The organism is Pseudomonas sp. 18173 (assembly GCF_050432945.1).
GTDB lineage: Bacteria > Pseudomonadota > Gammaproteobacteria > Pseudomonadales > Pseudomonadaceae > Aquipseudomonas.
This window is the reverse complement of record NZ_JBKFTN010000001.1, coordinates 397,245-410,973: the sequence shown is the minus strand read 5'-3', so window position 1 is coordinate 410,973 and position 13,729 is coordinate 397,245. Positions and strand designations below refer to the sequence as shown.

The 13,729-nt window shown below is 59.0% G+C and carries 10 protein-coding genes; 8 read left to right on the top strand and 2 right to left on the bottom strand.

Features of this window, described 5'->3' with window-relative positions:
- Window positions 1–3 precede the first annotated feature (3 nt).
- The 5 genes from ACLD1X_RS01835 to ACLD1X_RS01815 all read left to right on the top strand — a co-directional run bounded on the left by ACLD1X_RS01835 (window position 4) and on the right by ACLD1X_RS01815 (window position 9,023).
- On the top strand, window positions 4–633 hold the full coding sequence (locus ACLD1X_RS01835; RefSeq protein WP_429365866.1) for a LysE family translocator: 630 nt from the start codon (window positions 4–6) through the stop codon (window positions 631–633).
- Between the two features lie 160 nt (window positions 634–793).
- Window positions 794–2,476, top strand: coding sequence for a fatty acid--CoA ligase (locus tag ACLD1X_RS01830; RefSeq protein ID WP_429365865.1), 1,683 nt, complete (start codon window positions 794–796; stop codon window positions 2,474–2,476).
- Window positions 2,477–2,815: 339 nt separating this feature from the next.
- On the top strand, window positions 2,816–4,717 hold the full coding sequence (locus tag ACLD1X_RS01825) for a DUF1302 domain-containing protein (RefSeq protein ID WP_429365864.1): 1,902 nt from the start codon (window positions 2,816–2,818) through the stop codon (window positions 4,715–4,717).
- A gap of 28 nt (window positions 4,718–4,745) precedes the next feature.
- The gene (locus ACLD1X_RS01820; RefSeq protein ID WP_429365863.1) at window positions 4,746–6,110 is read left to right on the top strand and encodes a DUF1329 domain-containing protein; all 1,365 of its coding nucleotides are present in this window, start codon (window positions 4,746–4,748) and stop codon (window positions 6,108–6,110) included.
- A gap of 174 nt (window positions 6,111–6,284) precedes the next feature.
- Window positions 6,285–9,023 (top strand): LuxR C-terminal-related transcriptional regulator, encoded by a 2,739-nt coding sequence (locus ACLD1X_RS01815; protein ID WP_429365862.1) that lies wholly within the window; start codon window positions 6,285–6,287, stop codon window positions 9,021–9,023.
- A 481-nt stretch (window positions 9,024–9,504) separates the two neighbouring features.
- Here the strand turns inward: ACLD1X_RS01815 and ACLD1X_RS01810 are convergent, their stop codons facing one another.
- A complete protein-coding gene (locus ACLD1X_RS01810) occupies window positions 9,505–10,149 on the bottom strand; it encodes a polymorphic toxin type 44 domain-containing protein (protein WP_429365861.1) in 645 nt (214 codons plus the stop codon).
- A gap of 614 nt (window positions 10,150–10,763) precedes the next feature.
- Between ACLD1X_RS01810 and ACLD1X_RS01805 the strand changes: the two genes are divergently transcribed.
- On the top strand, window positions 10,764–11,408 hold the full coding sequence (locus ACLD1X_RS01805; protein ID WP_429365860.1) for an MBL fold metallo-hydrolase: 645 nt from the start codon (window positions 10,764–10,766) through the stop codon (window positions 11,406–11,408).
- 103 nt (window positions 11,409–11,511) lie between these two features.
- Entirely contained in the window at window positions 11,512–12,240 is a 729-nt protein-coding gene (locus ACLD1X_RS01800) for an OmpA family protein (protein ID WP_429365859.1), read from the top strand.
- Window positions 12,241–12,509: 269 nt separating this feature from the next.
- On the opposite strand, the gene ACLD1X_RS01795 is transcribed toward ACLD1X_RS01800, so the two are convergent.
- Complete coding sequence (locus tag ACLD1X_RS01795; RefSeq protein ID WP_429365858.1) at window positions 12,510–12,944, bottom strand: YhcB family protein; 435 nt, start codon at window positions 12,942–12,944, stop codon at window positions 12,510–12,512.
- A 144-nt stretch (window positions 12,945–13,088) separates the two neighbouring features.
- Here ACLD1X_RS01795 and ACLD1X_RS01790 point away from each other — a divergent pair, with 144 nt between their 5' ends.
- On the top strand, window positions 13,089–13,718 hold the full coding sequence (locus ACLD1X_RS01790) for an alpha/beta hydrolase (protein WP_429365927.1): 630 nt from the start codon (window positions 13,089–13,091) through the stop codon (window positions 13,716–13,718).
- Window positions 13,719–13,729: the final 11 nt, after the last annotated feature.

Genomic DNA, 13,729 nt, shown 5'->3' with positions numbered 1-13,729 from the left:
CCCATGTACTGGACAGAGTTCTTGACCGTTGCCCTGATTCACCTGCTGGCCGTGGCCAGCCCCGGCCCGGACTTCGCCGTGGTGGTGCGCGAGAGTGTTACCCACGGTCGCCGTGCGGGCACCTGGACCGCGCTGGGCGTGGGTTCTGCGATTTTCCTGCACGTGGGTTATTCCCTGTTGGGCATCGGCCTGATCGTGTCCCAGTCGATCGTGCTGTTCAATGCCTTGAAATGGGCCGCCGCCGCTTACCTGCTGTACATCGGTTACAAGGCACTGCGCGCGCAACCGGCCAAGCCTGTGGCGGACGATCTGCACAAGGAAGCCGGCGAACGCACGGCCCGGGGTGCCTTCACCTCGGGTTTCGTCACCAATGGCCTCAACCCGAAAGCCACGCTGTTCTTCCTCTCGTTGTTCACCGTGGTGATCAACCCGCACACACCGCTGGCGGTGCAGGCCGGTTACGGGGTTTACCTGGCGGCGGCGACAGCGACCTGGTTCTGCCTGGTAGCGATGTTGTTCAGCCAGCAGCGCGTACGCGCCGGATTCGCACGCATGGGTCACTGGTTCGACCGGACCATGGGCGCGGTGCTGATCGCGATTGGCGTGAAGCTCGCTTTTACCGAGATGCATTGATTCCGTAAGTACGACAGGCAGCAAATCTCTGTAGGTGCTGGCGCAACGCCAGCATTTGCAGGCCCCTGCAAATCATTCCTTTGGCTGATTTGGCTGACGATCAAGGGCACTACAGTGCGTACTTTCAGTCACGTCCGTGCAGTCAGAAAAAGGGATTCTTATGTTGCAGACTCGCGTTATCCCCCCGGCCGAAGGTGCGTACCAGTATCCGCTGCTGATCAAGCGGCTGCTGATGTCCGGTGCCCGTTATGAGAAAACCCGCGAGATCATCTACCGCGACAAGTTGCGCTACAGCTACCCGACCCTGATCGAGCGGGTGGCCCGTCTGGCCAACGTGCTGACAGCGGCCGGGGTCAAGCCCGGGGATGCCGTGGGTGTGATGGACTGGGACAGCCATCGTTACCTGGAGTGCATGTTCGCCATCCCGATGATCGGTGCGGTGATCCACACCATCAACGTGCGCCTGTCGCCGGAACAGATCCTCTACACCATGAACCACGCCGAGGACCGCTTTGTGCTGGTCAACAGCGAGTTCGTCGGCCTCTACAAGGCCATCGAAGGGCATCTGACCACCGTCGACAAAACCCTGCTGCTGACGGACCTGCCGGAAAAAACCGCTGACCTGCCGAACCTCGTCGGCGAATACGAGCAACTGCTGGCCGCAGCGAGCCCGCAGTACGACTTCGAGGATTTCGACGAAAACTCGGTCGCGACCACGTTCTATACCACCGGCACGACCGGCAATCCCAAGGGCGTGTACTTCACCCATCGGCAACTGGTGCTGCACACCATGGGCGTGTCGACCATCATGGGCGCGATCGATAGCGTGCGCCTGCTGGGCACCAACGACGTGTACATGCCGATCACCCCGATGTTTCACGTGCATGCCTGGGGTTTGCCGTATGTGGCGACCATGCTCGGACTCAAGCAGGTGTACCCCGGTCGCTATGACCCGGAATATCTGGTGGAGTTGTGGCGCAAGGAGAAGGTCACGTTCTCCCATTGCGTACCGACCATCCTGCAAATGGTCCTCAATGCCAAGGCTGCGCAAAACGTCGATTTCGGCGGCTGGAAAATCGTCATCGGCGGCAGCGCCCTGAACCGCACGCTGTACGAGGCGGCCAAGGCCAAGGGCATTCAGTTGACCGCTGCGTACGGCATGTCGGAAACCGGGCCGCTGGTGTCGTGTGCGCACCTCAACGACGAATTGATGGCCGGCACCGAGGACGAGCGCACCACCTACCGGATCAAGGCTGGCGTACCGGGGCCGCTGGTGGAGGCGGCGATCGTCGACACCGAAGGCAACTTCCTGCCCGCCGACGGCGAGACCCAGGGCGAACTGGTGTTGCGTGCACCGTGGCTGACCGAGGGGTATTTCAACGAACCGCAGAAGGGCGCCGAACTCTGGGCTGGCGGCTGGTTGCACACCGGCGACGTGGCGACCCTGGACAGCATGGGCGTGATCGACATTCGTGACCGCATCAAGGACGTGATCAAGACCGGTGGCGAGTGGATTTCCTCGCTGGACCTCGAAGACCTGATCAGCCGTCATGTGGCGGTACGTGAAGTAGCAGTGGTGGGGATCCCCGATCCGCAATGGGGCGAGCGGCCATTTGCCCTGGTGGTGCTCCGCGAGGGTCACGTAATCGGGGCCCGGGAACTCAAGGAGCACCTCAAGCCGTTTGTGGAGCTGGGGCACCTGAGCAAGTGGGCGATTCCGAACCAGATCGCCCTTGTTACTGAAATTCCCAAGACCAGCGTCGGCAAACTCGACAAGAAGCGCATTCGTGTCGACATCACCGAATGGCAGGCCACCAACAGCACCTTCCTCTCGACGCTTTAAGCGCCTCTCGGCGTGCCCGAAAGGGCACGCCAGCCCCACCAAGCAAGCGCTTGGCTTGTCAAATCGAAATTTTCAGCCATCCTTGCCGGGCCGACGGGTGTCGGACTGGCGAAAGGACTGTTCCAGAGTGGCTGGCAGCTGCAAATCACACTTTAGAGGGATCAAGCACTACTACCTGCTGGCTATAGTCCGCTCAAGGATTTTTAAGAACGGAGCAACCGCACAAACGGGGGCGATGCAACTTTGGAGTGACTTTGGGATGCCATGGCTCCCTGTTATCCACAGCGTTTTTAGAAGTGCTCACTGCCATAACAATAAAATGCACATGGAGTAGCGTCGATGACATCAGTAAACCAGTTCTGGCGCCGGGCGAAACTGCCCCTGGCCGTCAGTCTTGCCTCTACGCTCGCCGGGCCAGCATTCGGCGTCAGTTTCAACGTAGGTGAAATCGAAGGTCAGTTCGACTCATCCCTGTCGATTGGTGCCAGCTGGTCTACTCAGCAGCCGAACAAGAACCTCATCGGTGTCAACAACGGCGGCAAGGGTTTGTCCCAGACTTCTGATGACGGTCACCTGAACTTCAAGAGCGGGGAAACCTTCTCGAAGATCTTCAAGGGCATCCATGACCTTGAACTGAAATACGGCGATACCGGCGTTTTCGTCCGTGGCAAATACTGGTACGACTTTGAGCTGAAGGACGAAAGCCGTCCGTTCAAGGACATCAGCGATGACGGTCGCAAGGAAGGCGCCAAGTCCGCCGGTTCCGAACTCCTCGACGCCTTCGTCTACCACAACTACTCCATTGCCGATCAACCGGGCTCCGTGCGTCTGGGCAAGCAGGTCGTGAGCTGGGGTGAAAGTACCTTCATTGGCGGTGGCATCAACTCGATCAACCCGATCGACGTGTCGGCATTCCGCCGTCCGGGTGCCGAGATCAAGGAAGGCCTGATCCCGGTCAACATGTTCTATGTGTCCCAGAGCCTGACCGAAAATCTTTCGGCCGAAGCGTTCTATCAAATTGAATGGGACCAGACCGTCGTCGACAACTGCGGCACGTTCTTCTCCCAGCCAGACATCGTTGCCGACGGCTGCGATAACAACCTGCGCGTGCTGGCCAAGCGCTCGCAAATTCCGGCCATTGCCTTGGGGCCTTTGGCCGCCAATGGCGTCAACGTCAACGAAGAAGGCGTTCTGGTACAACGTGCCGGCGATCGCGATGCCCGTGACAGCGGCCAGTGGGGCGCGTCCTTCAAGTACATGTTCGATCCGCTGGACACCGAGTTCGGCGCCTACTTCATGAACTACCACAGCCGTGCGCCGATCTTCAGCGCCACCGGTGCGCCGCAGTCGGTCTATAACACGGCAGCGGGGCTGCCAGGCCCGTTCGCCGCGCTGGCGCCATTGCTGGTGGCCGGTAACTCGAAGTACTTCATCGAATACCCGGAAGACATCCGCCTCTACGGCCTGAGCTTCTCCACCACCCTGCCTACCGGTACGGCGTGGAGCGGTGAGATCAGCTACCGTCCGAACGCTCCGGTGCAACTCAACACCACCGACATCCTGTTCGCCGGTGTACGCCCTCTGGGCAATGGCAACGCGAACAATCCGTTGACCAATGCATCGCTGCTTAACGGCGTGCCTGGTCAAGACCTGCACGGCTACCGTCGCAAGGAAGTCACCCAGTTCCAGACCACCCTGACGCACTTCTTTGACCAGGTCATGGGCGCCAGCCGTCTGACCCTGGTGGGTGAAGTGGGTGTGACCCACGTTGGTGGCCTGGAAAGCTCTTCGGATCTCCGTTATGGCCGCGATCCGGTCTACGGCCCGGGTGAGTTGCCAGCCTCTGGCGCGCTCGATACCTGCGTGGCGCTCAACACCAGCACCATCAACGGTGCAGGTCCAGGTACACCGACCAACAACCGCAGCCGCAATTGCACCAACGAAGGCTTCACCACCCCGACTTCGTGGGGCTACCGCGGTCGCGCCATCTGGGAATACAACGACGTGTTTGCCGGTGTGAACCTCAAGCCGAACGTTGCCTGGTCCCACGACGTGAGCGGTTATTCGCCTGGCCCTGGCGGCAACTTCGAGGAAGGCCGCAAGGCGGTGAGCCTGGGTGTCGACGCCGAGTACCAGAACACCTACACCGCGAGCCTGGCCTACACCAACTTCTTCGACGGCAAGTACACCACCGTGGATGACCGCGACTTCGTTGCGCTCAGCTTCGGCGTGAACTTCTAAGCACTGTATTTTCAGGACGAACACACATATGAAAATAACAAAGAGTCTGTTCCACGCCGGTGTTCTGGGCCTTTCGCTGCTGGCGACCAGTGTCATGGCAGCGGTTCCCCAGGCCGAAGCCGACAAGCTGGGCAAGAGCCTGACCCCGATGGGCGCCGAAATGGCGGGTAACGCCGACGGTTCGATCCCGGCCTGGAAACCGATGCCGAAGAATGCCGGCAGCGTCGACAGCAAAGGCTTCCTGTCCGATCCGTATGCCAGCGAAAAACCGCTGTTCACCATCACGGCGCAGAACGTCGATCAATACAAAGAGAAGCTCGCCCCGGGCCAGTACGCGATGTTCAAGCGCTACCCGGAAACCTTCAAGATGCCGGTGTACCCGTCCCATCGCGGTGCCACCGTGCCGGATGACGTGTTCGCCGCCATCAAGAGGAACGCAACCAACACGGAGCTGGTGTCCGGCGGTAACGGGCTGAAAAACTTTGAAACTGCGGTACCGTTCCCGATTCCGAAAACCGGTGTGGAAGTCATCTGGAACCACATCACCCGCTATCGCGGCGGCAGCGTGACCCGTCTGGTGACCCAGGCCACGCCACAGCCGAACGGTTCGTTCAGCCTGGTGTACTTCCAGGACCAGTTCGTGTTCCGCGACAAGATGAAGGATTACGACCCGAAAAACCCGGGCAACATCCTGTTCTACTTCAAGCAGAAAGTAACCGCTCCGGCGCGTCTGGCCGGTGGTGTTTTGCTGGTGCATGAAACCCTCGACCAGGTAGCGGAACCACGCTCGGCGTGGGTCTACAACGCCGGCCAGCGTCGTGTGCGCCGTGCACCGCAAGTGTCCTATGACGGCCCGGGTACCGCAGCTGACGGCCTGCGTACTTCCGACAACCTGGACATGTACAACGGTGCGCCGGATCGTTACGACTGGAAACTCGAAGGCAAGAAAGAGATGTACATCGCCTCCGACGCCTACAAACTCGATGATCCGAAGCTCAAGTACACCGACATCATCAAGGCCGGCCACATCAACCAGGACCTGGCTCGTTACGAGTTGCGTCGTGTGTGGCATGTGGTTGCAACCCTGAAGGAAGGTCAGCGTCACATCTACGCCAAGCGTGACTTCTACATTGACGAAGACACCTGGCAAGCTGCGGTGATCGATCACTACGACGGTCGCGGTCAACTGTGGCGCGTCGCCGAAGCCCATGCCGAGAACTACTACGACAAGCAAGTGCCGTGGTATGCCCTCGAAGCTCTGTATGACCTGCAGTCGGGTCGTTACCTGGCGCTGGGCATGAAGAACGAAGAGAAGTCGGCCTATGACTTCGGCTTCACTGCCACCACCAGCGACTTCACCCCGGCAGCCCTGCGTCAGGATGGTGTTCGCTAAGGTGAACTGAGTAGCGACGCACCCTCTGAAAACGCCCCGACTGGTTCGGGGCGTTTTTTTTGCTTGTAGACTTTTTGTAGCCATTTGTAGCAATTACCTTCATTCCCTATCCGTTTACGGCTAGTCTGCGGACATCTGCAACGCCGCCACCCGCAATTCAAACAAGAGCCGGCTATGACTGATTTGTCTACACCCCCAGGTTCTGCACAGGTTGCCGTCGCGACACTCGACGGGCGCTTCTTCCGCCCGCCGTTGCCCGACGGCCACGTGCTGCGTCCACGTTTGTGCGAGCGCCTGAGCGCCGGGCTCGCGGGCAGGTTGTTGCTGGTCAGCGCACCGGCAGGGTTCGGCAAGAGTTCGTTGGCGGTGGAGTTTTGTCAGGCATTGCCGGCGCACTGGCAAAGTCTCTGGCTGGGGTTGAGCCCGCGGGACAGTGACCCCGGGCGTTTTCTCGAGCGCCTGCTCGAAGGCCTTCAGGACTATTTTCCGCACCTGGGCAGACAGTCCCTCGGGCTGTTGAAAATGCGCCAGCGCCATCAGCCGTTCGCGTTCGAAGAATGGCTGGACGGCCTGCTCGACGAGTTGGCCGTGCACCTGTCCACCGCGACGCCATTGCTGCTGGTGCTGGATGATTACCATCTGGCCCAGGGGCCGGTACTGGACCGTTGCCTGCAGTTTTTTCTCAATCATCTTCCCGATGGTTTGCTGGTGATGGTCACCAGCCGGCAACGTCCCGACTGGCACCTGGCGCGGCTGCGCCTGTCGCGACAACTGCTTGAATTGCATGAACAGGATTTACGCCTGACCCACGACGAGGCCTTGAGCCTGCTCGACCGGCACAGCAGTTCCCTGCGCGGTGAGGCACTGGAAAACCTGATCCAGCGCAGCGAAGGCTGGGTTGCGGGACTGCGCTTCTGGTTGCTGGCCGCTTCGGAGGCGGGCAGCGATGGGGCGCTGCCGCAATCCTTGCACGGTGGGGAAGGGCTGATCCGTGATTATCTGCTCGAAGAAGTCATCGATTGCCTGCCCGCCGAGGTCCAGTCGTTCCTCTATGACACGGCGCCCCAGGAACGTTTTTGCAGCGAATTGTGCGATGCCGTTCGCGATGCCCATGACAGTGCGGAGATCCTGCGCTTCCTGTCGGCTCACCAGGTGTTCCTGGTGCCTCTGGACGAACATGGCCACTGGTACCGCTACCACCATCTGTTTTCCGATCTGTTGCGCACGCGGCCGACTTCCCAGTCGATGGTCCCGGCCGCCAGCCTGCACCTGCGTGCCTGTCGCTGGTTCAATGCCCAGGGACTGCTCGATGAGGCTGTGGAGCAGGCCTTGCGTGCCGGACACCTGGACGTTGCGGCGAACCTGGTGCAGAACCTCTCCGAAGAGCAGCTGCTGGCCGAGCAGAATGTCGGCATGTTGTTGCGCTGGAAAATGGACTTGCCCGACAGTTTGCTGATCAGCACACCGCGCCTGATCGTGCTGTATAGCTGGGCGCTGGGGATGGCTTGCCAACTGGATGCCGCCGAGGAGCTGGCCAGCCATTTGAGCCGCTTCCTGCCCGCTCCCTCGGCCACCGCCCAGAAGTCCATGCTGGCTCAGTGGCTGGCGCTGAGCGGCATCATTGCCCGTGGGCGCGGCAACCGCGAACTGACATTGCGGTACTGCCGCGAAGCGCTGGAAAGTCTGCCGTCCAAGCGTTACGGCCAGCGCCTGATGTGCCTCTCGACCCTGTCCAACCTGGCCATTGCCGACGGTGATTTGTGGCAGGCACGAGGGCTGAACCGCGAGTCGCTGGAGCTGGCGCAACGGGTCGGCAACCCGTTGTTCGAAGCACTGGCGCACTACGACCGCGCCCGGGTGTTGCAAGCGCGCGGGGAAATCTGTCGGGCACTGGAGGAAGTCCGTCAGGGATTGCAGCGCCTGCAGAGCCTGTCCGCACAACGGCTGTATGCCGTCCGCGCCCGGCTGACTTTGTACGAAGGCTTTTTGCTGGCCCAGCGCATGCAACCGCAATTGGCCAGGGTGCGGTTGCAGGCTGGCTTGAGCGAGGCGCGCGCCTGTCGTGACATCAGCGTGCTCATTGGTCACTGCGTGATTGCCAGGCTGGAAGGCAGCAGCGGCGAGTTCGCCAAGGCCTTTGCCGAACTCGCCGAAGCTGAACGACTGATGCACATCTGGGACGTGCCGCCGATCTACTACCTGGCGATGATCACCCTGGTCAAATGTGAACTCTGGCTGGCCCAGGGGCGCACCGATCTGGCCGAAGCCTGGCTGGCACGTCTGGGGCAGACCTATAACGGCGAAAACGGGGCAGCACCACCAGAGTTCCACCCGCAATTGCCGCTGCATATCGAATTGCAACAAGCCTTGCTGGATGTCATCCAGGGCCAGCCGATGCTGGCTGAAGGGCGTTTGAATGCGTTGCTTGAGCATGGTCAGCAAAGCGGTCGGCAGATGCTCAGTGCCATGGCGTTGACCCAGAAAGTGGCGTTATTGCTGGGCACCGGACGGGAACCGGAAGCACGCAAGGCACTGGCGCAGGCGCTGGACGCTGCCGGTGGAGGGGTGCTGCAACCCTTTGAATCCTTGCTGGCCGAGTACCCGGACTGGCTACGTGGGCAACTTCAACTCTGTCCGCCAACCCCCGTTTCCCTGAATCTCAGTGAAAAACTGCCGGCACTGGCTGCCCGTTCCGGACTGGAGTCCTGCATGGCCGCGGAACAGCTCAGTACGCGGGAGTTGGCGGTATTGCGATTGATTGCCCAGGGCTGTTCGAACCAGGAAATCAGCGATCAGCTGTTTATCTCCCTGCACACGGTCAAGACTCACGCCAGCCACATCAACAGCAAGCTCGGTGTGGAGCGGCGTACACAGGCTGTAGCTCGGGCCAAGGAGTTGGGGGTGTTGGTGTAAAGTACAGCGGACTTTCTAGTGTGGGGGCGGGTATTAGTGACTCTGTGCTGCAAGAGTGGAGTTGTAGTAAAAAAACGGGCCAAGTTTGAAAATATTGGCCAGTAATCAACCCGGGAGCGCCCCACACTGTTCAATGCGGTTACTCTCGGTGCGACTCTCAATTTCTCCGTCTGGCCCAATGTAGATATCTGTGTTTGGCCATTTCGGTTTGACCCGTATGCAGTGTGATTTACCTCCGTTATTCCAGTAAAACTCCATAAAAAATTTCGCGTCTGGGAAGATATGACCGGGGCCTCCAGTCACTTCACCAGGGTAAAGTTCTCCCTTCGAGATCTCGTGCTGCACATTCAGGATGTAGCCTAGGCGCCCTTGGCCTTTTTCAGAAAAGTAGAAGTTCACCTGAGGTGCGGCGAAGTACCAAAAGAGGATGGGTGCGAGCAATAGAATGACCCAGCCGCACCATGTATTCCTGGAATGGGGCTTATTTACAGATATGGTCACGAATACCATCACCCCAGCTTGTGCGTGGTAAACCCAAGACCTCATCCATCAGCATCTTCACTGTTATCCCGCCGTTCGGTTGAAGTCTGTAGAGTTTGATACCAATGCTGATAGATACCCTGTCTCCGATGTCGTCCCACGCTCGCATCCCTTCGATGTCCGCCGACCGACGTGGACCCGGTCTTTTATCCCATTTTTGTATTTTACGGATGGAATCTGAGGCAATTTGTTCGACTCCAGCTCCATCCAAAAGGAGACTTTCGGAAAGTCCTCCCGCCATCCCTACGTATCCATAGTGCACGTTTGACCATATGTCGTAGAAGTAGTCGAACATACCTTGTTTCTGCCAGGGTCCGCCAAACTGTAGCCCTATCGTAACCTTGTTATCCCAGGGTCTGTTCTGACCTACGCGCTCTGCCCAAAGAGCCATGGCCGTCAACCTGTTTCCTGACTCAATTGCTTTGAAGTTGGGTGGGGAAAGGCGTGCGTACCAAGGTAGTTTTCTGAACTTCTTATGCTCAGCATCAGCGTCAAAATTGTTGAGGTTCTTCATCTTCACTATGGACGGATGAGTAATATTGCGGTTCATTTCCCCGGCAATGTAGCTCGCTACCTCTTCCATCATGTCCGGGTCGTTGCAATCGACAGGTCGCGTTTTTATCTCAACTGGTTTTTGATCACTTTGTAGAGATTTTGTCGTCGATATTTGATCAGAATGCCTCGTCGGATGAGTAACACTTTGAGTGTGCTCGGAGCGGGTGGCGCGAGGCGAAGGTGCGGGAGCAATCAGCCGATTGGTACCTGGTGGGCAGCCGCAGTGAACTGCTGCACCGTCCAGTACAGTTGGAACGCCGTGCCATTTCATAGCGGGTAGGCTGTCAACGATAACGCCGGTTCTTCCGCATTTTTTACATGCAGTGGTCTTGTCCCCGAGTCGTAGCACAGCACGCCCTCCATGTGTCGCACAGGGCAAGCTACTGATACACATGGCTCCTGTCGTGGTCAGGTCGCCGTGCAATCCTTGTCCTAACCCGTTAGCTGTTCCTCGCCCCATGATTCAGTCCTTGTGTTGTTTGCAGGGACGAGCACGCTAGGTTTGGCGGCACAGGAGTTAAATCAGACGTTTCCTTGAATGATGTAGGCGGATTCTGCAATCAGGCAGGTGATAGGCGGCGGACGGCATCGGCGATGTCGACGGGCTGTGCCAGAATAGGCCATCCATTTACTCCAGGAACGCCCATGGACGCTGTCAAACCTGCGCTTATCCGCGAAACCTTCCCCGTCGGCCCTTTGCAGTGCAACTGCACGATCATCGGCGATCCGGTGACGAAAAAGGCCATCGTTGTCGATCCGGGTGGCAATCATGAGCTGATCCTGGCGCGTCTCGATGCCCTGGGGCTGAAAGTGGTCAGCATCATCCATACCCATGCCCACCTCGATCATTTCCTCGCTTCCGGTCAACTCAAAGAGAAAACCGGCGCGACGCTGCACCTGCACAAGGAAGACCAGTTTCTGTGGGACAACCTGGAAATGCAGTGCCAGATGTTCGGTGTGCCTTATACCCCGGTGCCGTCACCGGATCGCTGGCTGGCCGATGATGAAGAGCTGGCCTGCGGCTGCGGTGTGGCGCTGCACACGCCGGGTCATACGCCGGGCTCCATGAGTTTCTGGTTTTCCGAGGCCAGGCTATTGATTACCGGCGACACGCTGTTTCGTCGCGGAGTCGGGCGCACGGACTTGTGGGGTGGCGATCAGGCGACCATAGTGCGTTCGATCAAGCAGCGTTTGTACACCCTCGACGAAGAGGCGACGGTGGTAACCGGGCATGGTCCGGACACCCGCCTGGGCGATGAAATGCGCGAAAACCCGTTTGTACGGGCCTGATTTGTAACGAGCGGAATTTTTAATCCAGGAAGTGATCCAACGCCCGCAAAGGCTGATGCCTCGGTCCGTTGCACCACAGAATGCAAAAAAGTAGGAGCTTTACATGTTCACCACGCGTCGTTTGATTATTCTCGCTACAGCTGTGGCCGTTTTGTCCGGTTGTGCCACGCCTAACCCTTACGGCGGTCAGGGCCAGGCTCAGGGCCAGGCGGATAGCAGCTCCGAAGGCATGAGCAAGACCGCGAAATACGGTGGCCTCGGCGCGCTGGCCGGTGCGCTGGCCGGTGCTGCCATCAACCACGATAACCGTGGCAAGGGTGCGCTGATCGGTGCTGCAGTGGTCGGTGCTTCCGCCGCCGGTTACGGCTACTACGCCGACCAGCAAGAGAAAAAGCTGCGCGCCAGCATGGCCAACACCGGTGTTGAAGTGCAGCGCCAGGGCGACCAGATCAAGCTGATCATGCCGGGCAACATCACGTTCGCGACCGATTCGGCGAACATTGCTCCAAGTTTCTATCAGCCGCTGAACAACCTGGCGGGCTCGCTGAAAGAGTTCAACCAGAACCAGATCGAGATCGTCGGCTATACCGACAGCACCGGCAGCCGCCAGCACAACATGGATCTGTCCCAGCGTCGTGCGCAAAGCGTGGCAACCTACCTGACCTCGCAAGGTGTCAGCGGGACCAACCTGAGCGCTCGCGGCGCCGGTCCCGATAGCCCGGTTGCCAGCAACGGCGACGTCAATGGCCGGGCGCAGAACCGCCGTGTAGAGGTCAACCTCAAGGCGATTCCGGGTCAGGAGTATGGTGCTCAGCAGGGTGCGGTTCAGTAATACCTATAAGCTCTGACTGAATCCTGGGTGTAAAAGAACCGTTCGGTCCTTCTGGGTCGAGCGGTTTTTTGTGTCGTCGATTCCGGCCCCTTCGCGAGCAGGCTCGCTCCCACAATTGATCTTCAATAGACACGAATTCTTTGATCAAAGAAGAACCCTGTGGGAGCGAGCCTGCTCGCGAATAGGCCAGTACAGGCAACAAAGAACGCAGAAACAAAAAAGCCCCCGGACAATCACTTGTCCGGGGGCTTTTTATTGCGCGGGTCTGATTACTTCTTCAGGCCGTAATGCTCATCGAGCATGCCCGGCGCGTTCGGGGCTTTCGGGGCGTAGTCGCGAGGCGGCTCCTGATTGCGCGGCGGCGTCAGGCGTTCCCGTGGAGCCTGCACCGCATCGGCGTGCAGGGAGGCCAGCAGGCGTTGGCGAGTCTGTTCGTCCAGGGCCAGGCGGTTGGCGCCCTCGGCGAGATGATCCTGCACTTCCTGATAGCTCGCAGTCAGTTTCTTGACCAGCGTTGCAGTGCTGTTGAAGTGGGTCACCACTTCGTTCTGATAACTGTCGAAACGTTCCTGAATGTCGTCCAGCTGACGTTGCGTGCTGCTAGGCGCGGCATTCGGCGCAAGGCGAGCGATCAGAAACCCAATGGCGACACCCACAACCAGGGCAAGAGTCGGTAACAACCAAACTAAGAGCGAGTGTTCCACGAGTCCTTCCTCTATAAACGGCTTTGCTTTACGTTAACGGCTCGAACCTGCGCTGTATACCGCGATTCACTCGCAATAGACAGCCACAGACAATTTGCTAGACGAGTCGACCCGATTCGAGGTCACGGAGTTCCTTCCTTGCTGATGCGTGAAACCCCTGTAGTGATTGATGGCCCGGTGGGTCAACTGGAAAGTCTGTATCTGGACAATGAGCAGCCGCGCGGTATTGCGCTGATCTGCCACCCGAACCCGGTGCAGGGCGGCACCATGCTCAACAAGGTTGTCTCGACCCTGCAGCGCACGGCACGTGATGCCGGTCTGATTACGCTGCGCTTCAACTACCGAGGCGTCGGTGCCAGCGAGGGTGTCCACGACATGGGCACCGGTGAGGTCGATGATGCCCAGGCCGTCGCCGCATGGCTGCGGGAAAAGCACCCGGATTTACCACTGACCCTGTTCGGTTTTTCCTTCGGCGGTTTTGTTGCAGCAAGTCTCGGCGGCCGCCTGGAAGCCAGGGGCGAACAGCTCAAGCATTTGTTCATGGTCGCGCCAGCGGTCATGCGCCTCGGCGATCAGGATCAGTTGCCGCGGCACGGCGAACTGACCCTGATCCAGCCGGAAACCGACGAAGTGATCGATCCACAAGTCGTTTACCAATGGTCCGAGAAGCTCGAACGCCCCCATGAGCTGCTGAAAGTGGCAGAATGCGGACACTTTTTTCATGGCAAGCTGACCGATCTCAAGGATCTGATCCTGCCGCGTCTCTCGAATTGATTGCAGTCTGA

What these genes read in the sequence shown, in the direction of transcription:
- ACLD1X_RS01830 (WP_429365865.1), top strand. Translation starts at nt 794, where the DNA reads ATGTTGCAGACTCGCGTTATCCCCCCGGCCGAAGGTGCGTACCAGTAT.
- ACLD1X_RS01805 (WP_429365860.1), top strand. Translation starts at nt 10,764, where the DNA reads ATGGACGCTGTCAAACCTGCGCTTATCCGCGAAACCTTCCCCGTCGGC.
- ACLD1X_RS01810 (WP_429365861.1), bottom strand. Translation starts at nt 10,149, where the DNA reads ATGATGGAAGAGGTAGCGAGCTACATTGCCGGGGAAATGAACCGCAAT.
- ACLD1X_RS01825 (WP_429365864.1), top strand. Translation starts at nt 2,816, where the DNA reads ATGACATCAGTAAACCAGTTCTGGCGCCGGGCGAAACTGCCCCTGGCC.
- ACLD1X_RS01790 (WP_429365927.1), top strand. Translation starts at nt 13,089, where the DNA reads ATGCGTGAAACCCCTGTAGTGATTGATGGCCCGGTGGGTCAACTGGAA.
- ACLD1X_RS01815 (WP_429365862.1), top strand. Translation starts at nt 6,285, where the DNA reads ATGACTGATTTGTCTACACCCCCAGGTTCTGCACAGGTTGCCGTCGCG.
- ACLD1X_RS01820 (WP_429365863.1), top strand. Translation starts at nt 4,746, where the DNA reads ATGAAAATAACAAAGAGTCTGTTCCACGCCGGTGTTCTGGGCCTTTCG.
- ACLD1X_RS01800 (WP_429365859.1), top strand. Translation starts at nt 11,512, where the DNA reads ATGTTCACCACGCGTCGTTTGATTATTCTCGCTACAGCTGTGGCCGTT.
- ACLD1X_RS01835 (WP_429365866.1), top strand. Translation starts at nt 4, where the DNA reads ATGTACTGGACAGAGTTCTTGACCGTTGCCCTGATTCACCTGCTGGCC.